Source organism: Yinghuangia seranimata (assembly GCF_029953285.1).
GTDB classification, from domain to species: domain Bacteria; phylum Actinomycetota; class Actinomycetes; order Streptomycetales; family Streptomycetaceae; genus Yinghuangia; species Yinghuangia seranimata.
Map to the genome: position 1 here is coordinate 111494 of NZ_JASAOI010000031.1, position 25662 is coordinate 137155.

The 25662-nt window shown below is 71.8% G+C and carries 26 protein-coding genes; 17 read left to right on the forward strand and 9 right to left on the reverse strand.

Annotated features, from left to right (window positions below; all coding sequences use genetic code 11):
• Window positions 1-268 precede the first annotated feature (268 nt).
• The 3 genes from QI554_RS21350 (at window position 269) to QI554_RS21360 (ending at window position 3291) form a co-directional block, all read left to right on the forward strand.
• Complete coding sequence (locus tag QI554_RS21350) at window positions 269-856, forward strand: DUF5998 family protein (RefSeq protein ID WP_281471765.1); 588 nt, start codon at window positions 269-271, stop codon at window positions 854-856.
• Window positions 853-2016 carry an alkaline phosphatase family protein gene (locus QI554_RS21355; protein ID WP_281471766.1) on the forward strand — a complete coding sequence of 388 codons (1164 nt, stop codon included), beginning with the start codon at window positions 853-855 and terminating at the stop codon, window positions 2014-2016. Before QI554_RS21350 ends, QI554_RS21355 begins: the two co-directional genes overlap by 4 nt.
• Before the next feature lie 429 nt (window positions 2017-2445).
• Entirely contained in the window at window positions 2446-3291 is an 846-nt protein-coding gene (locus QI554_RS21360) for a sulfurtransferase (RefSeq protein ID WP_281471767.1), read from the forward strand.
• A gap of 64 nt (window positions 3292-3355) precedes the next feature.
• Here the strand turns inward: QI554_RS21360 and QI554_RS21365 are convergent, their stop codons facing one another.
• The 3 genes from QI554_RS21365 to sepH all read right to left on the reverse strand — a co-directional run bounded on the left by QI554_RS21365 (window position 3356) and on the right by sepH (window position 5134).
• Window positions 3356-3646, reverse strand: a complete 291-nt coding sequence (locus QI554_RS21365; RefSeq protein WP_281471768.1) for a hypothetical protein — start codon at window positions 3644-3646, stop codon at window positions 3356-3358.
• Window positions 3643-3816 carry a hypothetical protein gene (locus QI554_RS21370; RefSeq protein WP_281471769.1) on the reverse strand — a complete coding sequence of 58 codons (174 nt, stop codon included), beginning with the start codon at window positions 3814-3816 and terminating at the stop codon, window positions 3643-3645. The genes QI554_RS21365 and QI554_RS21370 overlap by 4 nt, the downstream gene beginning before the upstream one ends.
• Before the next feature lie 277 nt (window positions 3817-4093).
• The gene (sepH, locus tag QI554_RS21375; protein WP_281471770.1) at window positions 4094-5134 is read right to left on the reverse strand and encodes a septation protein SepH; all 1041 of its coding nucleotides are present in this window, start codon (window positions 5132-5134) and stop codon (window positions 4094-4096) included.
• Window positions 5135-5589: 455 nt separating this feature from the next.
• Between sepH and QI554_RS21380 the strand changes: the two genes are divergently transcribed.
• Window positions 5590-6453 carry a hypothetical protein gene (locus QI554_RS21380; protein ID WP_281471771.1) on the forward strand — a complete coding sequence of 288 codons (864 nt, stop codon included), beginning with the start codon at window positions 5590-5592 and terminating at the stop codon, window positions 6451-6453.
• A gap of 30 nt (window positions 6454-6483) precedes the next feature.
• Here the strand turns inward: QI554_RS21380 and QI554_RS21385 are convergent, their stop codons facing one another.
• Window positions 6484-7794: a D-arabinono-1,4-lactone oxidase gene (locus QI554_RS21385; RefSeq protein WP_281471772.1), complete on the reverse strand. Its 1311-nt coding sequence runs from the start codon at window positions 7792-7794 to the stop codon at window positions 6484-6486.
• Between the two features lie 150 nt (window positions 7795-7944).
• On the opposite strand from QI554_RS21385, the gene QI554_RS21390 reads away from it, so the two are divergent.
• Window positions 7945-9069, forward strand: a complete 1125-nt coding sequence (locus QI554_RS21390; protein WP_281471773.1) for a ferrochelatase — start codon at window positions 7945-7947, stop codon at window positions 9067-9069.
• Window positions 9070-9111: 42 nt separating this feature from the next.
• On the forward strand, window positions 9112-9915 hold the full coding sequence (locus QI554_RS21395) for an inositol monophosphatase family protein (RefSeq protein WP_281471774.1): 804 nt from the start codon (window positions 9112-9114) through the stop codon (window positions 9913-9915).
• A 188-nt stretch (window positions 9916-10103) separates the two neighbouring features.
• Here the strand turns inward: QI554_RS21395 and QI554_RS21400 are convergent, their stop codons facing one another.
• Entirely contained in the window at window positions 10104-10277 is a 174-nt protein-coding gene (locus QI554_RS21400) for a hypothetical protein (RefSeq protein ID WP_281471775.1), read from the reverse strand.
• Window positions 10278-10582: 305 nt separating this feature from the next.
• Between QI554_RS21400 and QI554_RS21405 the strand changes: the two genes are divergently transcribed.
• The 3 genes from QI554_RS21405 (at window position 10583) to QI554_RS21415 (ending at window position 13824) form a co-directional block, all read left to right on the forward strand.
• Window positions 10583-11248 carry a response regulator transcription factor gene (locus QI554_RS21405; RefSeq protein WP_281471776.1) on the forward strand — a complete coding sequence of 222 codons (666 nt, stop codon included), beginning with the start codon at window positions 10583-10585 and terminating at the stop codon, window positions 11246-11248.
• A 176-nt stretch (window positions 11249-11424) separates the two neighbouring features.
• Entirely contained in the window at window positions 11425-12612 is a 1188-nt protein-coding gene (locus QI554_RS21410; protein WP_281471777.1) for a sensor histidine kinase, read from the forward strand.
• A 261-nt stretch (window positions 12613-12873) separates the two neighbouring features.
• Window positions 12874-13824, forward strand: coding sequence for an acyl-ACP desaturase (locus QI554_RS21415; RefSeq protein ID WP_281471778.1), 951 nt, complete (start codon window positions 12874-12876; stop codon window positions 13822-13824).
• Between the two features lie 66 nt (window positions 13825-13890).
• On the opposite strand, the gene QI554_RS21420 is transcribed toward QI554_RS21415, so the two are convergent.
• Both QI554_RS21420 and QI554_RS21425 read right to left on the reverse strand, forming a co-directional pair.
• Window positions 13891-15114: an ABC transporter permease gene (locus tag QI554_RS21420; RefSeq protein ID WP_281471779.1), complete on the reverse strand. Its 1224-nt coding sequence runs from the start codon at window positions 15112-15114 to the stop codon at window positions 13891-13893.
• Complete coding sequence (locus QI554_RS21425) at window positions 15111-16058, reverse strand: ABC transporter ATP-binding protein (RefSeq protein WP_281471780.1); 948 nt, start codon at window positions 16056-16058, stop codon at window positions 15111-15113. The genes QI554_RS21420 and QI554_RS21425 overlap by 4 nt, the downstream gene beginning before the upstream one ends.
• Before the next feature lie 480 nt (window positions 16059-16538).
• On the opposite strand from QI554_RS21425, the gene QI554_RS21430 reads away from it, so the two are divergent.
• The gene (locus QI554_RS21430) at window positions 16539-16835 is read left to right on the forward strand and encodes a DUF4193 domain-containing protein (protein ID WP_281471781.1); all 297 of its coding nucleotides are present in this window, start codon (window positions 16539-16541) and stop codon (window positions 16833-16835) included.
• A gap of 328 nt (window positions 16836-17163) precedes the next feature.
• Here QI554_RS21430 and QI554_RS21435 read toward each other — a convergent pair whose 3' ends face one another.
• Together QI554_RS21435 and QI554_RS21440 are read right to left on the reverse strand one after the other, a co-directional pair.
• Window positions 17164-17634 carry a DUF3093 domain-containing protein gene (locus tag QI554_RS21435; protein WP_281471782.1) on the reverse strand — a complete coding sequence of 157 codons (471 nt, stop codon included), beginning with the start codon at window positions 17632-17634 and terminating at the stop codon, window positions 17164-17166.
• A 109-nt stretch (window positions 17635-17743) separates the two neighbouring features.
• On the reverse strand, window positions 17744-18634 hold the full coding sequence (locus tag QI554_RS21440; RefSeq protein WP_281471783.1) for an SDR family oxidoreductase: 891 nt from the start codon (window positions 18632-18634) through the stop codon (window positions 17744-17746).
• 213 nt (window positions 18635-18847) lie between these two features.
• Between QI554_RS21440 and QI554_RS21445 the strand changes: the two genes are divergently transcribed.
• The 7 genes from QI554_RS21445 (at window position 18848) to kdpC (ending at window position 25605) form a co-directional block, all read left to right on the forward strand.
• Window positions 18848-19429 (forward strand): PaaI family thioesterase, encoded by a 582-nt coding sequence (locus QI554_RS21445; RefSeq protein WP_281471784.1) that lies wholly within the window; start codon window positions 18848-18850, stop codon window positions 19427-19429.
• Window positions 19426-19950, forward strand: coding sequence for a dUTP diphosphatase (gene dut, locus QI554_RS21450; protein ID WP_281471785.1), 525 nt, complete (start codon window positions 19426-19428; stop codon window positions 19948-19950). The genes QI554_RS21445 and dut overlap by 4 nt, the downstream gene beginning before the upstream one ends.
• Window position 19951: 1 nt before the next feature.
• Window positions 19952-20743, forward strand: coding sequence for a DUF3710 domain-containing protein (locus tag QI554_RS21455; protein WP_281471786.1), 792 nt, complete (start codon window positions 19952-19954; stop codon window positions 20741-20743).
• A 341-nt stretch (window positions 20744-21084) separates the two neighbouring features.
• Window positions 21085-21174: a K(+)-transporting ATPase subunit F gene (kdpF, locus tag QI554_RS21460; protein WP_281471787.1), complete on the forward strand. Its 90-nt coding sequence runs from the start codon at window positions 21085-21087 to the stop codon at window positions 21172-21174.
• Window positions 21174-22838, forward strand: a complete 1665-nt coding sequence (gene kdpA / locus QI554_RS21465; RefSeq protein ID WP_281471788.1) for a potassium-transporting ATPase subunit KdpA — start codon at window positions 21174-21176, stop codon at window positions 22836-22838. Before kdpF ends, kdpA begins: the two co-directional genes overlap by 1 nt.
• 2 nt (window positions 22839-22840) lie before the next feature.
• A complete protein-coding gene (gene kdpB, locus QI554_RS21470) occupies window positions 22841-24970 on the forward strand; it encodes a potassium-transporting ATPase subunit KdpB (RefSeq protein ID WP_281471789.1) in 2130 nt (709 codons plus the stop codon).
• A gap of 5 nt (window positions 24971-24975) precedes the next feature.
• Window positions 24976-25605 (forward strand): potassium-transporting ATPase subunit KdpC, encoded by a 630-nt coding sequence (kdpC, locus tag QI554_RS21475; protein WP_281471790.1) that lies wholly within the window; start codon window positions 24976-24978, stop codon window positions 25603-25605.
• The last annotated feature ends 57 nt before the right edge of the window (window positions 25606-25662 follow it).

A 25662-nucleotide genomic window follows, 5' to 3' on the forward strand; every position in this document is an offset into this window, starting at 1 on the left:
CACACCGCACAGTCAACAGGTTCACGCCAGTCCGGGGGAGGGCGCGCAGAGGGCGCGCGGTTGCGCTTCGCGCGTGGGGGTCCGCGATCGTGCCCCTCCGTCACCCGTACGGGGACTGTCAAGACATCGACAAAGAGTCACAGCGTCGATGCTTTGCGTTGCGGATCGGCCTGGTGGCCGCGCCGCCGGGAGGGCGCGGCCGTGCGCGGCAACGCGCGACGGGGCACGGATGGCGCACACGTGCCGCCGAAGATGCCAGGATGGGGGCATGGCGAAGACCACCACCTCGACCCAGGGCCTGCGTACGGCCATCGAGCGCAGCGGCTACTACCCGAGCCTCGTCGCCGACGCGGTCGAGTCCACGATCGGGACCGAGCAGGTCGACGCGTTCCTGGTGCACCAGGAGACCACGTTCGACTCCAACGAGGTCCGGCGGCACGTGACCGTCCTCGTGCTCACCCCCGGCCGGTTCCTGGTCAGCCACACGGACGAGCACGCTCCCGACGACACCTCGCCGACCCCGTACGCGACCACGTCCACCGAGACCGTGCGCGTCGACCGGATCGAGTCGGTCGTCGTCAGCCGCGTCGTCGGCAACCCCGCCGAGTACGTGCCCGGCGCGCCGCCGCGCGAGGTCGTCCTGACCATCGGCTGGGGCGCGGTGGGCCGCATCGACCTGGAGCCGGCCGGCTGCGCGGACCCGAACTGCGACGTCGACCACGGCTACACCGGCGCGATGACCGCGGACGACCTGTCGCTGCGCGTCAGCGAGGCCGCCGACGGTCCCGACGCGGTCGAGCGCACGCTCGCGTTCGCGCGCAGACTGTCCGAAGCCATCGCCGGCTCCGGCCGGTGAGCGCCGCCGCCTGGCATCCGGAACCGCCGCCCGTACCCGTCCCGCGCTACGGCACCGGGGCGCTGTCCGACCTGCTCCCGTCCGTCGCCGCGTCGCTGGGGATGCCCGGCGAGCGGAACGTCCTCGGGCTGCGCGAGACCGAGCGCGCCGTGGTGTTCCTGGTCGACGGCATGGGCTGGGAGCTGCTCAAGGCGCACCCCGACTGGGCGCCGTTCCTGACCTCGCTGATCCCCGGCGCGTGGGGCGGCCGCGGCGAGCCGCTGACCGCGGGCTTCCCCGCGACCACGGCGACCAGCCTCGCGTCGTTCGGCACCGGCCTGCCGCCGGGCGGGCACGGCCTGCTCGGGTACACGGTCGCGATCCCGGGTGACGCGCGGCTGATGAACCAGCTGCGCTGGGATCCGTACGTGCCGCCGCGCGAGTGGCAGCCGCATCCGCCGCTCATGGAGCGCGCCGCCGCGGCCGGCATCAGGGTCGCGCAGGTGTCCGACCCGATGTTCGAGCGCACGCCGCTCACCCAGGTGGCGCTGCAGGGCGGGCGGTACGTCGGCGTGCAGGGCGGCCCGGTGCGCATGCAGGGCGTGGTGGAGCAGCTCAAGCAGCCGGGCCCGGTGCTCGTGTACACGTACCTGAGCGAGCTGGACAAGGCCGGCCACGGCCACGGCGTCGACTCGGACGCGTGGCGCGTGGAGCTGTCCCGTGTGGACGGCCTGGTGCGCCTGCTGGCGGAACAACTCCCGCCGGGGAGCTCGCTGTACGTCACGGCGGACCACGGGATGATCGACATCCCGATGGAGGACCGCATCGACGTCGACACCGACCCGGAGCTGTCCGCCGGTGTCGCGCTGCTGGGCGGCGAGGGCCGGGCGCGGCACGTGTACGCGCTGCCGGGCGCGGTGTCCGACGTCGTCGCCATCTGGCAGGACGTGCTGGCCGACAGCTGCTGGGTGCTCTCGCGCGACGAGGCCATCGAGGCGGGCTGGTTCGGCGAGGTCGAGGAGCGCGTCTACCACCGCATCGGCGATGTGGTGGCCGCCCCGTGGGCGGACGTCGCCATCATCGCGACGCGCAGGGAGCCCAACGAGTCGCGCATGGTGGGGCTGCACGGCTCGATGACGCCGGTGGAGCAGCTCGTCCCGCTGCTCGAAGTGCACGCCTAGAACGCCCGGAGCACCTGGAACATCTGGAAGAACGACGCGTAAGGGCGCCTCCCGGCCGAGACCGGGGAGGCGCCCTTCACGGTTGTGGCACGAGTCCGCGGCTCAGGCCTGCTTGCGGCGCTTCAGCAGGACGGAGGCCAGACCGGCGACGATGGCGACCGGCAGGACGATCTTGAAAAGCTTGCCCATGGTGGCGAACCCCCTCGAATGGTCGACGCCGGGCGTGACTGGAAATCCGCCCGTGCCGACACCGCTGCGTTTGCGTGACGCGGTATCAACTCCCGGACGGGCCCGGCGGTTCCGACTCTACGTGATGAGATCCGCTGCGGCGGCGCGGGCTGCGGCGGGCACACCGCGGAGCGAAGTCCCGTGGCCGGGTCGCGCGAAACGCTTGACCGGGTGCCGCGGCAGGCTCTCGGCGGGGGCAGGATGGTGCCTGTGAACCCTGTGATCGACACCACCGAACTGGCCGCCGCGCTCGCCTCGCCGAACCCGCCGGTCGTGCTGGACATCCGCTGGAAGCTGGGCGGCCCGCCCGGCCACCCCGCGTACCTGGAGGGGCACGTCCCGGGTGCGCACTACGCCGACATGGAGGCCGACCTGTCGGCCGAGCCCGGCGTGGACGGCCGCCACCCGCTGCCCGACCCCGACGCGTTCACGGCCGCGATGCGCCGCTTCGGCATCTCCACGGACACGGACGTGGTCACGTACGACGGCGCGGAGGGTGTCGGCGCGGCGCGCGCCTGGTGGGTGCTGCGCTACTTCGGCCACACCCGGGTGCGCGTCCTGGACGGCGGCTACCGCGCCTGGCAGGCGGCCGGCCTGCCCGTCGAGACCGCCGAACCGGTGACCGGCACAGGGGACTTCACCGCGAAGCCGGGCGGGATGCCGCTGCTCGACGCCGTGCAGGCCGCCGAGTACGGCCAGGCCGACGACGCGGTCCTGATCGACGTGCGCGCCGTCGAGCGCTTCCGCGGCGAGACCGAGCCGGTCGACCCGGTCGCCGGGCACATCCCCGGCGCGGTCAACGCGCCCGAGCCGGGCACGCTCGACGACGACAACCTCTTCCTGCTGGCCGCCGCGGCGCTGCGCGCCCGCTACGAGGCCGTCGGCGCCCTCCCCGGGGTGAGGGTCGGGGCCTACTGCGGATCGGGCGCCACGGCGGCGCACGCGGTCCTGGCGATGGAGCTGGCCGGCATCGAGGCGGCGCTGTACGCGCCGTCGTGGAGCGGCTGGATCACCGACCCGAGCCGCCCGGTGGCGACCGGCGAATGACGCCCTGAGGGAACACCGGGGACACCAGGGAGCGGTCGGGGGAGCGGCACACGCCAGGCCGGCGTCAGATGGCCGTCCAGTGCGTCGCCTCTGACCGCCCCGCCGCCGTGAAGGCGACGAACCCCACGAGCCCCGACGGCAGATCCGCCACGGCGAACCGGCCGAGGTCGTCGGTGAGGACCGTGCGGACGCCCTCGGCGTGCCGAACCTCCAGGCACACCCTGCGGGGCACGGTGAGCTGTCCGAGGATGCGGCGCCGCGGTCCGGTCCGGAAGACCTCGACGACCACCTTCAGCGTGGCCGCGTCGAACGTCAGCACCTGAGGCGGATCGTCGGCGACGCCCCAGCCCGTCACGGCTCCCGGTGGTGCGGCGGCTGCGGCGGCGCGGGGACCGGCAGGCGCTCCGCCACGTCCCGCGAGAAGCGCGCGAGCCACGGGTCTACCGCGCCGAACAGCACGCGGACCTCGGCGAGCAGTACGCGCTCGTCCTGATGGCCGACCCGATCCGTTGTCCCAACGCCCATTCCCCCACCGTCCCCGGAGCAGTGACCGGAGCAATCGCCAGAGCGACACAGAGCACCGTTGCGGACACAGTAGGCCCCGCATGTTACGTGGGGAAGCGATCAGGGATTTTTGCGGCGTGCCCCCGGACGTCGGCTGACGGGCCGCGATAAATCCGGCGATGTCCGCCGATCAGGTCGGGACGGCAGTCCGCCTGACGCCCGGTCAGATCACCTCGGACCCCGGACACACGTGTGGGGTGGCGCACCGCGCCACCCCACCAGGTCTCACGGACAGCCGCTACTCGCGCTTCTTGCGGCGGCTGCCGAACACGATCTCGTCCCAGCTCGGCACCGTCGCGCGCCGGCCGGGGCGCACGCCGTCGGCCTCCGCCTGCCGGTCGGTGGCGCCGATCAGGCGGTCGCGGTGCGGGCCCACGACGCGCGGCACGAGCACGTTCTCGTACGCCGAACCCGCCGACGGGGCGGCACCGGCGGCGGCCGCCGCGGCGGGCGGGGCCTCCGGCTCGTCGTCGTCGTCCGGCACCGGGGCCGGACGGGGCCGCTCGCCGCCGATCGCCGGTACGTCGATGCGCATCGGCTCGCGCGGGCCGGCGCCGGCCGACTCGCCGCGCAGCCCGGGCACCGCGTCCAGCAGGCTGGTGATCGCGTCGTCCCCGGTGTTGCGGGGGAGCGAGGCCAGCCGCGGGCGGAACGGGAACGGGGTTTCGGGTGCGCCGGTGTGCTCGCCGACGAGCGAACGCGCCTCGTCGTCGTTCGTGGTGACGAGGCGGCGGGGCGGGTCGAAGCTCCAACTGGCCGAGTGCATCTCGCCTTCGGCGCGGTAGAGCAGCAGGATCTCCCAGCTGCCGTCGTCGCGCCGCCACGAGTCCCACTGCACCGAGTCGGACTCGGCGCCGCGCAGGTGAAGGCGCTCGGTGACGATCTCGCCGAGCAGCGGTCCGGCGGACTCGCCCTGGCGGCGGATGGGGGTCTTGCGGGCGCGCTCGGCCATGAAGGCGCGCTCGGCGAGCACGGGTCCTTCGAAGCGGCGGACACGGTCCACGGGGATGCCGGCCAGTTGCGCGACCTCTTCGGCTGTCGCGCCTGCCCTTATACGCGCCTGGATGTCACGCGGCCGGAGCTGGCTCTCGACCTCGATCTCGATCTGGCCGAGCCGGGCCCGGTCGCCGCGCACGGCGGCGCGCAGGCGCTCGTCGATGGCAAGGCTGAACTCGGTACCGTCGGCAGCCTTCAGCACCAGCCGTGTGCCGTCGTTGCTGACGGCCACGACACGCAGTTCGGGCATGGGGACCTCCCGGGTGGTGCCTGCCGACGTCACCTGCGTCGATGCTCCCGTTACGAGTGTGACTTGCCCAGTGGCGGCGTGCCACAACCTGACCGATTTGTCCCGGCGTGTCGGATATTCGTACCGATCACACCGTTATGTCGTGGTTGCTCCCTGAGTGGCGGTTCCAGAGGAATCAGCCGCTGGAGTGCGGTATCTGATTTGCGGGTGTCCGATCACGTACGATCGGTCGCTTCCCCCCTCCACGCAGGTCATTCCGGAACCTCGCGTGAACAGTACTCCATTTGGGGGCGCGGCCGGGCCGCACCGCGCCGTAACGACGCGTCCACATCCGGGCGAAATATTTCGGCCGCCCCCGGTGAGCTTCCTCACAAGATCGCCGGAAACGGAACCCGCGAGGTGGTGCCGGTGGTCTGAGACAGCAGAAGAGTCCTGGCAAGTCGTGATTCACCCCCTTTGCGCCGGGACCGGCGCGAACGAGGAGTGTGATGCACGACAGGCCCGACCAACCCGGCACCGCCGAACGGGAACGCCAGCGCAGGCGCGTCGATCTGAACGGTACTCAGGTGGCGGCCAGCGCGCTCGCGGCGGTCTCGTCGGCGTTCCTGCTGTCCACCCTCGGCGTCGCCGGCACGGTGATCGGCGCGGCCATCGCGAGCGTCGTGGCGACCGTCGGAAGTGCGGTGTACGTACACGTGTTCAGGCGCACGGGAGACCAACTCCGCGACGCGCGCGCCTACATCGCGACACCGTCGAACGCGGTGTCGAACGCGCCGCTGCCGCCCGACCTGGAGAAGACCCGTGTGCTGCCTGTGTTCGACCCGAACACCTATGGCACCCAAGCCCCGTCGGCGCCGACCGCCGAACCGGCCCGTGGCAGAACGTGGTTGGTCCGCTCGGCCGTCGCCGCGCTGGCCGTGTTCGCCATCGCCATGACCGCGATCACCGTCGTCGAGGTGGGCACCGGGCGGTCGTTCGCGAGCCTGTTCGGGAACGGCAACGACCGGCCGTCCATCACCCAGATCGGCGGAGGAGGCGGCTCCGGGCACCAGCAGCAGGACGACGGCACGCGCGAGAACAAGACGCCGCGGGAAGGCTCCACGCCCTCGCAGGGCGAGGACAAGCCGACGTCCAGCGGCACGCCAACGTCGCCGACCCGGGGCCCCGACCCCACGGGCAGCGCGAGCCCGCCGCCGCCCACCAGCGCGCCGCCGACGTCGGCGCCTCCGACGTCGCCGACCACCTCCCCGCCGACGAGCAGCGCGCCGCCGACGGGGCAGGCCGACTCCCCGTCCACCGGCGGCCGCCAGAGCGGACAGCCGGACGCGCCGGACGGGGCGCGGAACGGCTGAGACCACCGCCTGACGGCCGCCTCGCGGCCGTCAGGCGCCCAGCACCCGCCGCAGGTAGTCGTTGCCGAACCGGCGGTCCGGGTCGACCCGGTCGCGCAGCGCGGTGAACTCCTTGAAGTGCGGGTAGACCTCGGCGAAGTACTCGGCGTCGCGCGTGTGCAGCTTGCCCCAGTGCGGCCGCCCCTGATGCGCCGTCATGATCTTCTCGACGGCGGTGAAGTACCGCTCGTGCGGAGTGCCGCGGAACATGTGCACCGCGATGTACGCGCTGTCGCGCCCGCTCGCGGTCGACAGCCACATGTCGTCCGACGGCGCGATGCGCACCTCCACGGGGAACGACACCTTCTCGTCCCCGTTGTTGACCAGCTGGTGCACCTCGCGCAGCGCGGACGTGAGCGCCTCGCGCGGAAGCGCGTACTCCATCTCCACGAACCGCACCCGGCGCGGGCTGGTGAACACCTTGAACGACGTGTCGGTGTAGCTGCGCGCCGACAGCGCCTTGCTGGAGATCCGTGCGATGGTGGGAATCGCCTTGGGCGCGGCCTTGCCGACCTTGCAGGCGAGCCCGAACACGCCGTTCGACAGCAGCTCGTCGTCCAGCAGGAAGCGGGCACGGGACAGCGGCTTGGCGGGTCCCGCGCTGCGGTTGTTGCGCTTCACATTGCAGTTGTCGGTGTGCGGGAACCAGTAGAACTCGAAGTGCTCGTTGTCCGTGGACAGTTCGTCGAAGCGCGAGAGCACCTCGTCGAGGCCCATCGGCTCCTCGTGCGCCTCCAGCAGGAACGAGGGCTCCACCGCGAACGTGAGCGCGGTGACGATGCCCAGCGAGCCGAGGCCGACCCGCGCGCCGGCGAACAGCTCGGCGTTCTCGTCCGCGGAGCAGGTGACGATCTCGCCGTCCGCGAGCACGATCTCCATCCCGCGGATCTGGCCGGACAGCGCGCCCGACGCGCGGCCCGTCCCGTGCGTGCCGGTGCCGGTCGCGCCAGCGAGGCTCTGCACGGCGATGTCGCCCATGTTGGTGAGCGCGAGCCCGCGCTGCGCGAGCATCGTGTTGAAGTCTTCCAGGCGGGTCCCGGAGGCGACGGTCACGGTGCCGGCCTCGGCGTCCACCGCCTGTATGCCGGTCAGCCCCTCGGGCCGCACCAGCACACCGTCGGTGACCGCGACCGAGGTGAACGAGTGGCCGGCGCCTACGGCCTTCACCCGCAGCCCGTCCTCGGCCGCGCGGCGTACCAGCGCGGAAACCTCTTCGGCGGAACGGGGTGTGACCACACGCCGGGGCCGGGCGGACTGGTTGCCGGCCCAGTTCTTCCAGGACGTGGGGGTGGACGTGCTCACGAGGTCCTCCAAGGGGCGGAGGCGGACCGGTGCCGGGGGCCTCCTGCATGGGATGCCCGGACATTACCCGTCGGTCACCTGGCACGGGAAGACCCGTTCCGACCGAGTGGTGGGCGGATCTGCGGCGGGAGCAGTGGGAGGATCGGACCCATGCACGACGCGCACGCCACCTCCGCGGACCCGGCGCCCTTCGACGCGCTGCTCCTGCTGTCCTTCGGCGGCCCCGAGGGGCCCGACGAGGTCATCCCGTTCCTGGAGAACGTCACCCGCGGGCGCGGCGTCCCGCCCGAGCGGCTGGCGGAAGCGGGCGCGCACTACACGCTGTTCGGGGGCGTGAGCCCGATCAACGCGCAGAACCGCGAGCTGATCGCCGCGATCGAGAAGGAGTTCGCCGCGCACGGGCCGGCGCTGCCCGTGTACTGGGGCAACCGCAACTGGCGGCCCTACCTCGACGACACCCTTCGCCGGATGACCGAGGACGGGGTGCGCCGCGCGGCCGTCCTGGTGACCAGCGCATATGCGTCCTACTCCGGCTGCGGGCAGTACCACGAGAACCTGATCGCCGCGCGGGCGAAGGCCGGCCCGCAGGCGCCGCGGCTGGACAAGCTGCGCCACTACTTCAACCACCCCGGCTTCGTGGAGCCCCTGGTCGACCACACGCTTGAGGCGCTGGCGCGGCTGCCCGAGGCCGTGCGCGAGGGCGCGCGCCTGGTGATGACGACGCACTCGGTGCCCACGGTGACGGCCGCGACCTCCGGGCCCGGCGGGAACGCCTATGTGACGCAGCACCAGGAGACCGCCCGCCTGGTCGCCGAGGGCGTCGCCGAGGCGCTCGGCCGTGAGCATGCGTGGGACCTCGTCTTCCAGAGCCGCAGCGGCCCGCCCCAGGTGCCGTGGCTGGAGCCCGACGTCAACGACCACCTGGCGGCCTTGCACGCGGACGGTGTCCCGGCCGCGGTCCTGGTGCCGATCGGGTTCCTGTCCGACCACATGGAGGTCGTCTACGACCTCGACACCGAGGCCGCCCGCACCGCCGCCGACCTGGGCCTGCCCGTCACCCGCGCGGCGACCACCGGGGCCGACCCGCGGTTCGCCGCCGCCGTCCGCGAACTGCTGCTCGAGCGTGCCGCCGCGCTCCGCGGCGGGACGCCGGCCCGCTGCGCGCTCGGCGCCCTCGGCGCGAGCCACGACGTCTGCCCGGTCGGCTGCTGCCCCGATCCGCGCGGTACGGGCGACGGGCGCCGCGGCGAGGCGCTGCTGGACGCCCCTCGCTGACACGGCCGCGCGGGCCGCCCGGCCTGCTGACAGGATGGCCGGGTGACCACCAAGCACCTGGAAGCGGAAACCGCGGACCTGCTCGAGCTCGCGCTGTCGGCCGCCCGTGTCGCGGGCGGCATGCTGCTCGTCGACCGGCCCGCCGACCTGGGGGTCGCCGCGACCAAGAGCAGCCCCACCGACGTCGTCACCGAGATGGACACGGCCGCCGAGAAGCTCATCGTCGACTTCCTGCGCGCCCGCCGCCCGCACGACGGGTTCCTCGGCGAGGAGGGCGCGGGCGAGGCCGGGGAGAGCGGGATCCGCTGGGTCGTCGACCCGATCGACGGCACCGTGAACTACCTGTACGGGCTGCCGGCCTGGTGCGTGTCCATCGCCGCGGAGGACGCCGACGGCGCGATCGTCGGTGTCGTCGAAGTCCCCACGCAGCGCGAGACGTTCCACGCGGTGCGCGGCGGCGGGGCGTTCCGCAACGGGGTCGCGGTGCGCGCCAACACGGGCATCCCCATGGACCGCGCGCTGGTGGCCACCGGCTTCGGGTACACGGTGGAGCGCCGTACGCGGCAGGCGGAAGTGGTGCGGCAGCTGCTGCCGGCGGTGCGTGACATCCGCCGCTACGGCTCGGCCGCGATCGACCTGTGCGCGCTGGCGTGCGGCCGGGTGGACGCCTACTACGAGCGGGGCCTCAACCCGTGGGACGTGGCCGCGGGCGGGCTGATCGCCGCCGAGGCGGGTGCCTCGGTCGGCGTGCTGCGGGTCGAGGACGACGGGTCGAACCTCGTGGTCGGCGCGGCCTCGCCGCTGTACGAGGAGCTCGCCGCGACGCTCGAACAACTCGGCGCCTGACTGACCGCCGCGGCGGCCCCTCGTATCGCGGTGGCGGGGTGGTCCCGCAAACAACAACCCCCCGGCCGACGCCCGGTCGCGTCCGCCGGGGGAGCGGCACCCCCGTGGTCCTGCTGTCGGTTCCTGTGCGCATCCTGTGCGCGTGCGCGCAGCGGTGTGCGCGGGCTGTGCTTCGTGCCCGGGTCGGGTCAGGCGCTCTCGGGCAGCACCTGCACGCCGTGGTCCGAGGCCATCCGCACCAGGTCCTGAAGCTCCTCCTGCTGAACTTCGACCAGGAAGTCGTCGCCGTTGTCGAAGGCCTGTTTCAAGGCCTGTTCCGTCTCTCGTATCCGACGCAGCACATCGGCGGTGAACTCGTCCATGTGGGGCCCCAAGTGACTCGAATGGTCGCCGGTTTGGGTTGTCCTACCCCTGGTCCCACGCCCCGAAAACCGCCGGAGCGTGTGCAGGTGTGAGCCTCGTCGCACTCCGCTGCGGGGCGAATCCGAAGGGTGCGGCATATCGGGCGGCGGGTGCGCTTACCGACGCTTTACCGGGCCCCGGGGGAAGATGGAGGCACCGTCGGCGCCGCCCCTCGAGGCACGGCGAACGCCCGGCCGCGGGCGGCGGCCGACGGTCCAAACTCGGTAAAAAAGTCGAATCAGTAAAAAGTCGAAAGGGACACGCGGTGCGGGTTCTGGTGGTCGAGGACGAGCAGCTCCTTGCCGACGCGGTGGCGACCGGCCTGCGTCGTGAGGCCATGGCCGTCGACGTCGTGTACGACGGCGAGGCCGCGCTGGAGCGCGTCGCCGTCAACGACTACGACGTCGTGGTGCTCGACCGCGACCTGCCGCTCGTGCACGGGGACGACGTGTGCCGTGCGGTGATCGACACCGGCCTGCCGACCCGGATCCTGATGCTGACCGCGTCCGGCGACGTCAGCGACCGCGTCGAGGGCCTGGAGCTGGGCGCCGACGACTACCTGCCGAAGCCGTTCGCGTTCAGCGAGCTGACCGCCCGGGTCCGCGCGCTGGGCCGACGCGCCGTGACGGCGCTGCCGCCGGTCCTGGAGCGGGCCGGCATCAGGCTCGACCCGAACCGCCGCGAGGTGGTGCGCGACGGCCTGCCGATCCACCTCTCGCCGAAGGAGTTCGCGGTGCTCGAGGTGCTGATGCGCGCCGACGGCTCCGTCGTCTCGGCCGAACAAATGCTCGAAAAGGCGTGGGACGAGAACACCGACCCGTTCACGAACGTCGTCCGCGTCACCGTCATGACGCTGCGCCGCAAGCTCGGCGAGCCCGCGGTGATCATGACGGTGCCCGGCGCCGGGTACCGCATCGGCGACGCCGCGTGAACGACAAACCGCACGCAGCACCCCGGCCCTCCACCGGGTCCGCCCCCCAGCGCCCGCAGCACCCGCCCCGCCCCACCCGCCCGCCGCGACCCGGCGCGCCGCCCAAGCCCACCCGGGCCCCGTCGGCGCGTCGCCTGGTGCTGGGCGCCGACCCGGGCACGGGCTACTCGTCGCGGATGAGCTACGCGCCGGACTGGCTGCGCCCGTCGATCCGCATGCGGCTGACCGCGCTGTACGGCGGCATGTTCCTGATCGCCGGCGTGCTGCTGCTGGGCAGCGTGTACCTGCTGGTCGGCCGGCAGCTCGCCGACCAGCAGCCGCCGCGCATCGAGTTCAAGAGCGACGTGGTCATCCGCAACGCCGCCGGCGACCAGATCTCGCCGGACGCGTTCCAGCAGATGCTCCAGCAGCAGCAGGTCAGCAACCGCGACCTGGTGCTGCACTCGCTGCTGCAGCAATCGCTGCTCGCGCTCATGCTGCTGTCCGTCATCGCCTTCGGCTTCGGCTACCTGATGGCCGGGCGCGTGCTGAGCCCGCTCGGGCGCATCACGGCGGCCGCGCGTGCGGTCGCGGGCACCGGCGGCTCGGGGCTGCACCGGCGCATCGACCTGGACGGTCCGGACGACGAGCTGAAGGAACTCGCCGACACGTTCGACGAGATGCTGGAGCGCCTGGACCGCGCGTTCGATTCACAACGCAAGTTCGTCGCCAACGCGTCGCATGAGCTACGCACCCCGCTGGCGATCAACCGCACGCTCCTGGAGGTCGCGCTCGGCGACCCCCAAGTGTCACCGGACCTCCGCGAGCTCGGCGACAAGCTGCTGGCCACCAACGAGCGCAGCGAGCGGCTCATCGAGGGCCTGCTGCTGCTCGCCCGCAGCGAGAACGAACTGACCGACCGCAAGCCGGTCGACCTGGCCGAGGTCGCGGGGCGCACGATGGAGCAGCTGACCGGCGAGGCGGGCGAGCGCGGTGTCCAGCTGCGCGGCGACTTCGGTGACGCCACGGTGTCCGGCAACCTCGTGCTGCTGGAGCGGGTCACACTGAACCTCGCGCAGAACGCGGTGCGCTACAACGTGCCCGACGGCTGGGTGGAGATGTCGACGTCCACCGTGGACGGCACCGCGCTGCTCACCGTGGCCAACAGCGGCCCGGTGATCCCGCCGGACAACGTCGAGGCGTTGTTCGAGCCGTTCCGCAGGATGCGCGGGGACCGCACCGAGAGCGACAAGGGCGTCGGCCTGGGGTTGTCGATCGTGCGGTCGGTCGTGCGCGCGCACGGCGGCTGGATCGAGGCGGAGCCGCGCCCCGAGGGCGGCCTGATCGTGCGGATCGGCTTCACCGGCGAGACCGCGGCGGCCTGAGCCGGGCCGTACCCGTCCGACGGCCGGTGCGAAAAAATCATTGGCCACGTAATACGACGTACCTGTAGTGCACGGTTGCCCGCACCGCCCTCGACAACCTACGGTGTCGTAAGTTACGACATCGTAGGAACGCGTTGCGCCCCCATGCCGGACGGCGTGCGGCCGACGCAGCCCTGTGCCCGAGCACCCTGTGCCCGAGTTGTCGAAAGCCGCTGCGTCCCCTTGCTGCGCTTGTCGCCGTACCCACGCTTGGAGTCCCCCGTGACCTTGACCGCGCCCGAACCGACCGGGATCGCCCTGCTGCAGGAGCTCGAGCAGGTCGTCGCCGTCGAACTCGACCGGCACCTGGCCGTCGCCAAGGAGTGGTTCCCGCACGAGTACGTGCCGTGGTCCCGCGGCCGGGACTTCGACGGCGTGATGGGCGGCGAGGCGTGGCGCCCCGAGGAGTCCGGGCTCACGGACGTCGGCCGGATCTCGCTGACGCTGAACCTGCTCACCGAGGACAACCTGCCGAGCTACCACTTCGAGATCGCCAACATGTTCGGCCGGGACGGCGCGTGGGGCACCTGGGTGCACCGCTGGACCGCCGAGGAGGGCCGGCACGGCATCGCGATCCGCGACTACCTGATGGCCACGCGTGCGGTCGACCCGGTGGCGCTCGAGCGCTCGCGCATGGAGCACATGGAGGCGGGCTACCAGGGCGACCACATGGACAACCCGCTCCACGTCGTCGCCTATGTGACGTTCCAGGAGCTGGCCACCCGCGTCTCGCACCGGAACTCCGGCAAGGAGTGCGGCGACCCGCTGGCCGAGCAGCTGCTCGCCAAGATCGCGACCGATGAGAACCTGCACATGATCTTCTACCGCAACCTGCTGAAGGCGGCGTTCGAGCTGGCGCCCGACCAGGCGATGCGCGCGGTGACCGACATGGTGACGGGCTTCCGCATGCCGGGCCACGGCATGTCCGGCTTCGAGCGGGCGTCCCTGAAGATCGCCGTGGGCGGCGTCTACAACCTGCGCATCCACAACGACGACGTCCTGCAGCCGGTGCTCCGCAACCTCAAGGTGATGGAGCGCACCGACTTCGGCCCGGAGGGCGAGCAGGCCCGCGAGGAGCTCGCGGTGTTCCTGGAGCTGCTGGGCGAGAAGGCCGCGCAGTTCGACGAGCGGCTCGCGGCGCGCCAGGCCCGCGTGGCGGCGCGGCGCGGCTGACCCGCGACGACCCGGAGGGCCCCCTCCCGCCGTGCGGCGGGAGGGGGCCCTCCGGGTCGTCGCGGGTCAGGAGCGGGTGCCCCAGGCGTCCTTGAGGGACACCTTGCCGCCGGTACGGAGCACGGCACCCTCGTACATGCGCGCGGCGGCGCCCACGAGGCCGAACAGGGCCAGTACCGACAGGGCCGCGGCGAGCAGGTTCTGCCACACCGCCAGGTCCCCGCCGGCGGTCTGGATGGGCTGCAGCATGGCCGAGAACGGCGGGATGTAGGCCAGCACGCGCGCGAACGTGTTGTCGGACTGGCCGAGCGAGATCGCGATGAAGAAGGACGAGATCAGCACCGTCGTCATCGGCGTGATGACGTTCTGCAGGTCCTCCATGCGCGACACGCGTGAGGCGGCCGCCGCGAACATGCACGCGTAGATGGCGTAGCCCAGCACGAACCACGCGACGACCAGCACCGCCGGGTACACCATGGCGGCGGTCAGGTCGATCGTGCCGACCGCGCTGGCCGCGGTCAGGCCGACCGTGGCGGTCAGCGCCATCTGCAGCAGGCCCAGCAGCCCGATCCCGATGATCTTGCCGGTGAGCAGCGCGCGGGCCGGGACGGTCGCCATCAGGATCTCGACGATGCGGCTGGACTTCTCCTCCACGACGCCGTTGGCGACCCACATGCAGAAGAGCATGAGCATGCCGTAGAGCATGATCGTGCCGAGTACGGCGATGCCCTTGCGCGCCTCGCGTTCGTCGGCGTCCGGGTCCAGCGTCTGCTTGGCCAGCGGCTGGAACTCCAGCGCCTTGTCGACGGCGGCGACGTCGAAGCCCTGCGCGGCGAGCCGGTTGCCGCGCTCGACGCTCGCGTAGGCGCTCTGCAGCACAGCGGCGAGCTTGTCGGGCAGCTCGCGGTTGACGGTGATGCGGCCGTCGCCGACCAGCGCGTCCGCGTCGCCGTCCTTGACCGCCTTCCGCGCCGCGTCCGCGTCCGGGAACGTCGCCACGGTCAGGTCGACGTCCAGGAGCCGCGCCTGGGCCGTCGCGGCGTTCCCCAGCTGGGCCTGCTGCGGCCCGGAGAACGCCACCTTGTACTCGCCGTCCCCGCCGCGGCCGACGGCCGCGGGAATGGCGACGGCGGCCAGCAGGATGGCCAGCATCACGCCGACCGACATCAGGAACCCGCGGTCGCGGATCCGCTCGGTGAACTCGCGGCGCGCGACCAGCCGCACCGCGTGCCAGAAGCGCGCCCGCGACTCGGCGGCGGGGGCCGTCCGCGTGGTGGGTGCGGTGCTCACGCGTGGGCCTCCAGGTGCGCGTACGGCGAGTCCGCCGTGGGGGCGGGGGCGGTCGCGGTGACCGCCTCCCGGAACAGCTCGGCCAGGGACGGGTCCACGGGCGCGAACGCGCGCACCCGGCCGGCGGCGCGGGCCGCGTCCAGGAGCGTCTGTTCGCTGACGCCCGTGCCGAGCTCGACCAGCGTGCCGGCCGCGTCCCGGGACAGCACCGTGACGCCGGGCAGGGCCGCCGCCCAGTCCTCGTCCGCGGGGGCGTCGACCGCCACGCGGTACCGCACCGCGCGGTGGTCGCCGCGCAGCTCGCGCACCGTGCCGACGGCGTGCATGCCGCCGTCCTTGATGATCCCGACCGCGTCGCACAGGCGCTCGACCAGGTCGAGCTGGTGGCTGGAGAACACCACCGAGACGCCTTGCTCCACGCGGCTGCGCAGCGCCTGCGCCATCACGTCGACACCCACCGGGTCGAGGCCGGAGAACGGCTCGTCGAGCACCAGGAGCTCCGGGTCGTGCACCAGGGCCGCGGCCAGCTGGACGCGCTGCTGGTTGCCCAGCGAGAGCGTCTCCAGGCGGTCTCCGGGCGCGCCCGAGACCCCGAGGGTGCGCAGCCAGTGCGCGGCGGAGCGGCGGGCGTCGGAGCGCGCCATGCCGTGCAGCTCGGCGAAGTAGGCCAGCTGGTCCTGGATGCGCATTTTGGCGTACAGGCCGCGCTCCTCGGGCATGTAGCCCCAGCGCCGGCGCACGGCGGCGTCCGCGGGGCGGCCCTGCCAGCGCACCTCGCCGGAGTCGCTCGCAAGGACGCCGAGCGCGATGCGCATCGTGGTCGTCTTCCCGGCCCCGTTGGTGCCTACGAAGCCGAACATCTGCCCGGGCGCGACGGAGAACGACAGGTCGCGCAAAACGACCTTCTCCCCGAAGCGTTTCCCGAGCCCCACTAGGTCGAGCACCTTTGGCCTTCCCCTATTGCCGTCGAAACGGCGCCATTGTGCCCAGACCACAGGCGCCTCTGGTTCATCCCCAGGGCGGAGCTCCAGCTCATCCCCGAGGGAGCCGGTACGGCTCGTTCAGAGACGGTCGCGCATTGTTGTGACCAGTCACGCATGGACTTCCGGGACGCGGTCACCCCTGAAGGAGGTACGCTCCCGGACGGCATCGGGGCCCACAGTGGGTACTTGTTCACCAAGCGCGTAGACCGTCACGATTCCTCCTGGTTGCCTGCGTGCATGGAGAGTTACAGTGGGCCACCCATCCAACCAAGTCACCTCTTCGGGGGTTCGGTTGGGTGTCGATTGAGTAACAAGCCTTGCTATGAGGCAGAATCTGCGCCTCAGGTCGGGCACAACTCCGGCCCCTGATGCGTTACGTGCGCTGAAGGCAGCGTCCACGGGACGCATCGGCAACAGATCCACCCGGAGGGGGAGAGGTATATGGCGACTGACTACGACACTCCACGCAAGACTGACGACGACGTCAACGAAGACAGCATCGAGGAACTCAAGGCCCGGCGCGTCGACAAGTCCGCCAGCGCGGTCGACGTCGACGAGTTCGACCAGGCCGAGGGCCTGGAGCTGCCCGGCGCGGACCTCTCGAACGAAGAGCTGTCCGTTCGGGTGCTCCCGCGGCAGGCGGACGAGTTCACCTGCTCGCGCTGCTTCCTGGTGCACCACCGCAGCCAGCTGGTCTCCGAGAAGGACGGCCAGGCGATCTGCCGCGACTGCGCCTGACGGCGTCCGATCCCCGGGCCCCTGGCCGCTCCAGGCGGCCCGCCAGGATCGATCATCGGCAAGCGGAACCCTGCGCACGCGACCGGGTCCTGGCAGGAGCGGACCGCCCCTGCCGATGATCGAAACGGGCCTACAGAAGGCAAGGAACCACCGCACCACCCGGCACGGGCCTCGACGGCACCGCCGGGGAAAGAGCCTCCGGGCCGCAGACACGGAACGTCCGCCGCACCACCGGCGGGCGTTCTTCGCGTCCGTGCTCTTCACGCGCCGTCCGCGCGCGGCTCACGCGCCGCGCGCGCCGGCGAACGAGGGGCGACGGGCGGGCCGGTCAGCCTGCGTCGGGCTGCGCTGAACGGTGCTTCCGCACGGCGTCCAGCACCTCGACGAACCGCGCCGGGTTGCGGGTCGACAGGTACAGGTAGGGCGTCGGGTCCTCAGGATCGGTCACCTCGACCCGTGCCGCCGTCGGCACGTAGCTGCGCAGCAGCATGAACGCCCGCGGGTCGGCGCGCTCCATGCGCAGCGCACGCGCCTCCTCCTGGTCCAGCGCGGTCGCCTCGCCGAGCGCGGACAGCGGGACGCGGGCCTTGCCCGCCAGCAGCTCGTCGCCGGTCACCCGGATCCGCGGCGCGCCGTACGCGTTGACCCCGACCCCGATCAGGACCGCCGCGACCAGCACCGCGACACCCGCCGCCGCCGGGCCGACGGGCAGGAAGATGATCCCGCCGATGAGGCCGCCCAGCACGGCGAAACCCCACCACGCCGTCGGTGCCGAGAGCCGCTCGTTGTACGCCTGCATGGGACCACCCTGTCATCTCGGGGGGACGGCGCCGTACCAGGGGTACGGCGGCCCGGCCCGGTCAGCCGCCCGCGCGCGGCTGACCTGCGGCACCGTCCCGCCGGCGGGTTCAGCGGCCCTGGCGCCGGGTCGCCGCCTCCAGGAGGCGCATGACGCGGTCGGGCGGAGTGCGCAGGCCCGTCGCCACGCCCTTGACGTAGTCGGACACGACGCGCGGCGCCAGGGCGTCCAGGAGGGCGCCCGCGCGGGCGTCCGAGCCCACCAGGTAGCGCGGCCGCGGGCGGGGCGTCAGCAGCGCGTGGCGGACCGCCTGGGCGACCGGTGCGGGGTCGGGCAGGGACTCCGCGCGGCGCAGCATCTCGTCGGCGAGCTCGTAGGAGTCGGAGTAGGCGGAGTGCTTGCGCGGCGGCAGGTTGCCCACGCTGCGCTCCCAGATGTCGGTGCCGAAGCTGCCCGGCTCGATCAGCACCACCTTCACGCCGAACTGCGCGACCTCGATCCGCAGCGCGTCGGTGACCGCGCCGAGGCCCTGCTTGCTGGCGCAGTACCAGCCGAGGAAGGGCGACGAGACGCGCCCGGAGATCGAGGAGATGTTCACGATCCGGCCGCTGCGCCGCTGGCGCATCTGCGGCAGCACGAGGCGCGCGATGCGGGCGGGCGCGACGAGGTTGGTCTCCAGCTGGTGCCGGATCTGCTCGTCCTCGACGTCCTCGACCGCGCCGGGCTGGGCCACACCGGCGTTGTTGACGACGGCCCACGGGCCGCCGCCGGTCATCGTCGCGATCTCGGTGAACGCGCGCACCGTCGAGTTCTCGTCGCACACGTCCAGGAGCACCGTGCGGACGCCCAGGCCGTCGCGCTCCGCGGCCTCGCGCAGCAGCTGCGCCTTGTCCTCGGTGCGGGCGGTCCCGATGACGTCGAGGCCCGCCCGGGCGAGCTCCAGGGCGGTGGCGAGGCCGATTCCGCTCGTCGCGCCGGTCACGACCACGCTCTTGGTCATGTGCTTCCTTCCGTCCCGCCCATGCGTCCGCCCCCACAGCCCAGGACGACCGTAGTGCGCACGGGTGTGCGGCCACCAACCCCCACCGGCGGCCTTTCCCCGTGTGAAATGAGAGACAGCAGGCGCGAAGCGCCTTCGAATATGGGTGGTGGGGGGCGACGGGTGGGCAGCCCGCACACGGTCCCACCGCGAAAAGGCAGTAATCTCCCCCGGGTGAGTCGACCTTCTTCCCTGAGCCCGTCCCCGGGCACCAGCGTGCCGGGGCCGCACCCCAGCGCGCCGCCGCCCGGCACCGAGCTCGGCGAGCACTATGACGGCTGCTTCGGGTGCGGCGAGGAGCTGGAGAACGGCCTCAAGCTGCGCACCCGCGTGGGCGAGGGCGTCAGCGTGGACACCGAGTTCGTGGTCGGCACGGGCCACCAGGGCGCCCCGGGGCTGGCCCACGGCGGCCTGCTGTCGTGCGCGTTCGACGAGGCGCTCGGCGCACTGGGCTACCTGCTGCACACACCGGCGGTCACCGCCCGCCTGGAGACCGACTTCCGCATGCCGGTGCCGGTCGGCTCGACGCTGTACATCCACGCGTGGTGCACGGGCGTCGACGGCCGGAAGATCTACGCGAAGGCCGTCGGCCGGCTGGACGCGCCGGACGGGCCGGTCGCGGTCGAGGCCGCCTCGCTGTTCATCGCGGTCGGCTTCGAGCACTTCGTGTCCAACGGCCGCGCCGAGGACGTCGAGCGTGCGATGGCCAACCCGGACGTCATCAAGGCGGCGCGCGCCTTCGAGGTCAACCCGTGAGCGCCGCGGCGGAGCCGGTCGACATCCTGGTCCGCCGCCTGGACCCGGACCTGCCGCTTCCGGGGTACGCCCACCCGGGCGACGCGGGCGCCGACCTGGTGACCGCGGTCGACGCCGAGCTGGGCCCCGGCGAGCGCGTCGTGCTGCCCACCGGCGTTGCCATCGCGTTGCCGGACGGCTACGCGGCGTTCGTCCACCCGAGGTCCGGACTCGCGGCACGCTGCGGAGTGTCGCTCGTGAACGCCCCGGGCACGATCGATGCGGGATACCGTGGCGAGATCAGGGTCATCGTGGTCAACCACGATCCACGCGAGAGCGTCGCGTTTCGCCGCGGTGACCGCATCGCCCAGCTCGTTGTGCAACGAGTGGAACGGGCGAGGTTCCACGAGGTCGGCGTCCTGCCGGGATCGGACCGGGCCGAGGGCGGCTTCGGGTCGACCGGCGGCCACGCCGCCGTCGTGGCTGAGCCAACCGGTACCGACACAGTGAAAGACTCGGCTTCCGACAGGGAAGGACTCTGACGTGTTCCGACGTCGCCGACGCAACGAAGAAGCCGACCAGTCCGTCGAGGAGCTCGACGACCTCGCCGAGCTCGACGAGGACGAGCCGGCCGACGAGCTGGAAGACGACGAGGCGCTGCGCCGCCCACTGCCGCCCGCCCCGCGCCCTGACGGGCCGTGGGACGAGAGCGAGCTCGACGACCCCCACGAGGGCCGTATCGACCTGGGCGGTCTGCTGGTGCCCGCCACGGAGGGCATGGAGCTGCGGGTCGAGGTCGCCAACGACCTCATCATCGCGGCCACCGTGATCCTCGAGGACAGTGCCGTACAGGTGCAGGCGTTCGCGGCGCCGCGCTCCGAGGGCATCTGGCACGAGATCCGCGCGGAGATCGCGTCGGGCATCACCCAGCAGGGCGGTGTCGTCGACGAGCTCGACGGCGGGCTCGGCTGGGAGCTGCGGGCGCAGGTGCCCGTGCAGCTGCCGGACGGCACGCAGGGCGCGCAGCTGGTGCGCTTTGTGGGCTGCGACGGCCCGCGCTGGTTCCTGCGCGGCGTCATCTCCGGCCGGGCCGCGGTGGACCCGGACACCGGCGCGGAGCTGGAGCGGATCTTCCGCGACACCGTGGTAGTGCGCGGCGCGGAGCCGATGGCGCCGCGCGACCCGATCCTGCTGCGGCTGCCCGACAACGCCCAGATCGACCCGGCGAGCGGTGTCGCCCCCGGTGGGGACGACGCCGGCGAGCAGGGCAGGAACCAGTACGGCGGGGACCTGAACCCGTTCCAGCGGGGCCCGGAGATCACCGAGGTCCGCTGACCGCCGCATAGGGCTGTACGAGGGCCCGGATCCATCCGTCGCGATGGGTCCGGGCCCTTTCGCGTGCCCGGGGCTCCGGGGTCCGCCGGGGAGTCGCCGCGGGGCGGCGGTGTCAGGGGCGCGTCAAGAACGCGTGAGGCCGCGTCAACGCGGCGCTAGCACTTCGCTGAATGCCCTTTTTGGGGTGATTTGCAGGGTGTTGGGGCTGCTATCAATGAGCCGCACACCGTCCCCAAACACCCTGAACGAGGAGCGGCAGCGATGGCTGATCTGGCCTTCGTACTCACGACGATCGCGTTCTTCGCGCTGGTCGTCGCCATCGCCAAGGGGGTGGCGAAGCTGTGAACGCGGACAGCGTGGTCGGCCTCGTCGTCGCCGTCACCCTGCTGGGCTACCTGGTGCTCGCCCTCATATTCCCCGAGAGGTTCTAGTGAGTCCCACCGTCGCGGGGATCCTCCAGCTCTCCCTGCTGGTCGCCCTGCTCGCCGCGGTCCACCGGCCGTTCGGCGACTACATGGCCAAGGTCTACTCCTCGGAGAAGCACACGCGTCCCGAGCGCTGGATCTACAAGGCCGTCGGCGCCGACCCCGACTCCGGACAGCGCTGGGGCATCTACCTGCGCAGCGTGCTGGCCTTCTCGATGTTCTCGCTGCTCGGGCTGTACGCGCTGCTGCGCCTGCAGGACAAGCTGCCGTGGAGCCTCGGGTTCGCGCCGATGAAGGCCGACCAGGCGTTCAACACCGCGGCGTCGTTCACGGCGAACACCAACTGGCAGTCGTATTCCGGCGAGCAGGCCGTCGGGCACTTCGTGCAGATGGCCGGCCTGACCGTGCAGAACTTCGTGTCCGCGGCGGTCGGCATGGCCGTCGCCGTCGCGCTGGTCCGCGGCTTCGTCCGCGTCCGGTCGGGCGAGATCGGCAACTTCTGGGTCGACCTGGTCCGTGGTTGCGTCCGCATCCTGCTGCCCATCGCGGTCGTCGGCACCATCGTCCTGGTCGCGTCCGGCACCATCCAGAACCTCGCCGACCCACACACCGTGACCACGCTGAGCGGCGGGCACCAGACCGTCACCGGCGGCCCGGTGGCGTCGCAGGAGGTCGTCAAGGAGCTCGGCACCAACGGCGGCGGCTTCTACAACGCCAACTCCGCCCACCCGTTCGAGAACCCGAACGCCTTCACCAACCTGGTCGAGATCTTCCTGATCCTGGTCATCCCGTTCTCGCTGCCGCGCACCTTCGGCACGCTGGTCGGCTCGGCCAAGCAGGGCTACGCGATCCTCGCCGCGATGTTCACCATCTGGTTCGTCTTCGTGGTCCTGATGACCTGGACCGAGATGCACCACAACGGCACCGCGCTGGAGATCGCCGGCGGTGCGACGGAGGGCAAGGAGCAACGCATCGGCGTCCCGGGCTCGTCGCTCTTCGCGGTGTCCACCACGATGACGTCGACCGGCGCGGTCAACTCGTTCCACTCCTCGTTCACGGGCCTCGGCGGCGGCATCACGATGCTCGGGATGATGCTCGGCGAGATCACGCCCGGCGGGGTGGGCTCGGGCCTCTACGGCATGCTCGTCATGGCGATCCTCGCGGTGTTCGTCGCGGGCCTCATGGTTGGCCGCACGCCCGAGTACCTGGGCAAGAAGATCGGCGCCGGCGAGATGAAGCTCGTCGCGATGTACATCCTGGTCGTCCCCGCGACGATCCTGACGATGACCGGCGTCGCGCTCGCCCTTCCGGGCGAACGGGCGAGCATCCTCAACTCCGACTCGCCGCACGGCCTGTCCGAGGTGCTGTACGCGTACACCTCAGGCGCCAACAACAACGGCTCCGCGTTCGCCGGCCTGAGCGCCAACACGGAGTACTACAACGTCACCATCGGCCTGGCGATGCTGATCGGCCGCTTCGTGACCATCGCCCTCGTGCTCGCGCTCGCAGGCCGCCTGGCCGAACAGCGCCAGGTGCCCGAGACCGTCGGCACGCTCAAGACCCACAAGCCGCTGTTCGTCGGAACGCTGGTCGGCGTCGTCGTGATCGTCACCGGCCTCACCTTCTTCCCGGCGCTCGCGCTCGGCCCGCTCGCGGAGGGGCTCGCATAACCATGTCCACCACCGTTCAGACCCCTCAGACCACCGCACAGGCTCCCGAGCAGCCGCCCGCACCCGGCCGGGTCGCGGCGGGCCTGTTCGAGCCGCGCCAGCTGCTCAAATCCCTCCCGGACGCGCTCAGGAAGCTCGACCCGCGCGTGATGGCGAAGTCGCCGGTCATGTTCGTCGTCGAGATCGGCTCGGTCCTGACCACGATCATGGCGGTCAAGGACCCCAGCACGTTCGCGTGGATCACCACGGTCTGGCTGTGGCTGACCGTCATCTTCGCCAACCTGGCGGAAGCCGTCGCGGAGGGCCGCGGCAAGGCGCAGGCCGACACGCTGCGCAAGGCCAAGACCGACACCGTCGCGCGACGTCTCGTGGGCGGCACGTCGGGCCGCGAGGAGCGCGTGCCCGGTACCGACCTCAAGGTCGGCGACCTGGTCGTCTGCGAGGCCGGCGACATCATCCCCGGTGACGGCGACGTCGTCGAAGGCGTCGCGAGCGTCGACGAGTCGGCGATCACGGGCGAATCGGCGCCGGTCATCCGCGAGTCGGGCGGCGACCGCTCGGCGGTCACCGGCGGCACGAAGGTGCTGTCCGACCGGATCGTCGTGAAGATCACCACCAAGCCCGGCGAGACCTTCATCGACCGGATGATCGCGCTCGTCGAGGGCGCCGCGCGGCAGAAGACGCCGAACGAGATCGCGCTCAACATCCTGCTGGCGTCGCTGACGATCATCTTCCTGTTCGCGGTCGTGACGCTGCAGCCGCTGGCGATCTACTCGCACGCCGAGCAGTCGATCATCGTCCTGATCGCCCTGCTGGTCTGCCTCATCCCCACGACGATCGGCGCGCTTCTGTCGGCGATCGGCATCGCGGGCATGGACCGGCTGGTGCAGCGCAACGTGCTCGCCATGTCGGGCCGCGCGGTGGAGGCGGCGGGTGACGTGAGCACGCTGCTGCTGGACAAGACGGGCACCATCACGCTCGGCAACCGGCAGGCCGCCGAGTTCGTCGCCTTGGACGGCGTCACGCAGGCCGAACTGGCCGACGCGGCACAGCTGTCGTCGCTCGCGGACGAGACCCCCGAGGGCCGCTCCATCGTGGTGCTCGCGAAGACCGCGTACGGCCTGCGCGAGCGGGACGAGGGCGAGCTGGGACACGCCGAGTTCGTACCGTTTACCGCGCAGACCCGGATGTCCGGCGTCGACGTCACCAACGCCGGCGTCGTCCGCCGGGTCCGCAAGGGCGCCGCCTCTGCCGTCAACGCTTGGGTGGCCGAGCGGGGCGGCAGCGTCCCGCGGCGGTCCGGCGAGCTGGTCGACGGCATCTCGGCGGCGGGTGGCACCCCGCTGCTGGTCGCCGTCGAGGACGCCGCGGGCGCCCGCGTCCTGGGGGTCATCCACCTGAAGGACGTCGTCAAGGAGGGCATGCGGGAGCGGTTCGACGAGCTGCGCCGCATGGGCATCAAGACGGTCATGATCACCGGCGACAACCCGCTGACCGCCAAGGCGATCGCGGACGAGGCCGGCGTGGACGACTTCCTCGCGGAGGCCACTCCCGAGGACAAGATGGCCCTCATCAAGCGCGAGCAGGCCGGCGGCAAGCTCGTCGCGATGACCGGCGACGGCACCAACGACGCCCCCGCGCTCGCCCAGGCGGACGTGGGCGTGGCGATGAACACCGGCACTTCCGCCGCGAAGGAAGCCGGGAACATGGTCGACCTCGACTCGAACCCGACCAAGCTCATCGAGATCGTCGAGATCGGCAAGCAGCTGCTCATCACGCGCGGCGCGCTCACGACGTTCTCCATCGCCAACGACGTCGCGAAGTACTTCGCGATCATCCCCGCGATGTTCGCGGTGGCCGGCGGCCCGGCGGGCCTGGCCCCGCTGGACAAGCTGAACATCATGCACCTGGCGACGCCCGAGTCGGCGATCATCTCGGCGGTCGTGTTCAACGCCCTGATCATCGTCGCGCTCATCCCGCTCGCCCTGCGCGGTGTCCGCTACCGGCCGCTGTCCGCCGACAAGATGCTGGCGCGGAACCTGGGCATCTACGGTCTCGGCGGCCTGGTCGCGCCGTTCGTCGGGATCAAGCTCATCGACCTGCTCGTCTCGCTCATCCCCGGAATCGGTTGATCACCATGGCCACCAACGCAAGCACCCGAATCCGCGTGTTCCTCGCGGGCCTGCGCGCCCTGCTGGTGCTCACGGTCGTCCTGGGCGTCGCGTACCCGCTCGCCATGACCGGGATCGCCCAGGTCGCGTTCAGCGACCAGGCCAACGGCTCCAAGGTGAAAGTCGACGGCAAGGAGGTCGGCTCCAGCCTGCTGGGCCAGAGCTTCGACATCGTCGGCCCGGACGGCAAGAGCACCGGGCAGCCCGACCCCAAGTGGTTCCAGCCGCGGCCGTCGGCCGGCAACTACGACCCGCTCGCTTCTGGGGCGTCCAACTACGGCCCGGAGAACGCCGACTTCATCCAGCTGGTGAAGGACCGCAAGGCGCAGGTCGCGGCGTTCAACGGGGTGCCCGAGGACAAGGTGCCCGCCGACGCCGTCACCGCGTCCGGCTCCGGCCTGGACCCGCACATCTCCAAGGCGTACGCGCTCATCCAGGTGGACCGCGTCGCCAAGGAGCGCGGCCTCGACCCGGCCAAGGTGAAGAAGCTCGTCGAGGACCACGTCGACGGCCGCGTCATCGGGATCCTCGGCGACGAGCGCGTCAACGTCCTGGAGCTGAACATCGCCCTGCAGAAGCTCGCGGCGACGAAGTGACACCGGCCCGGGCCCACCCGCACGGGTGGGCCCGGGCGGACCGTTTGTGCTGATGGG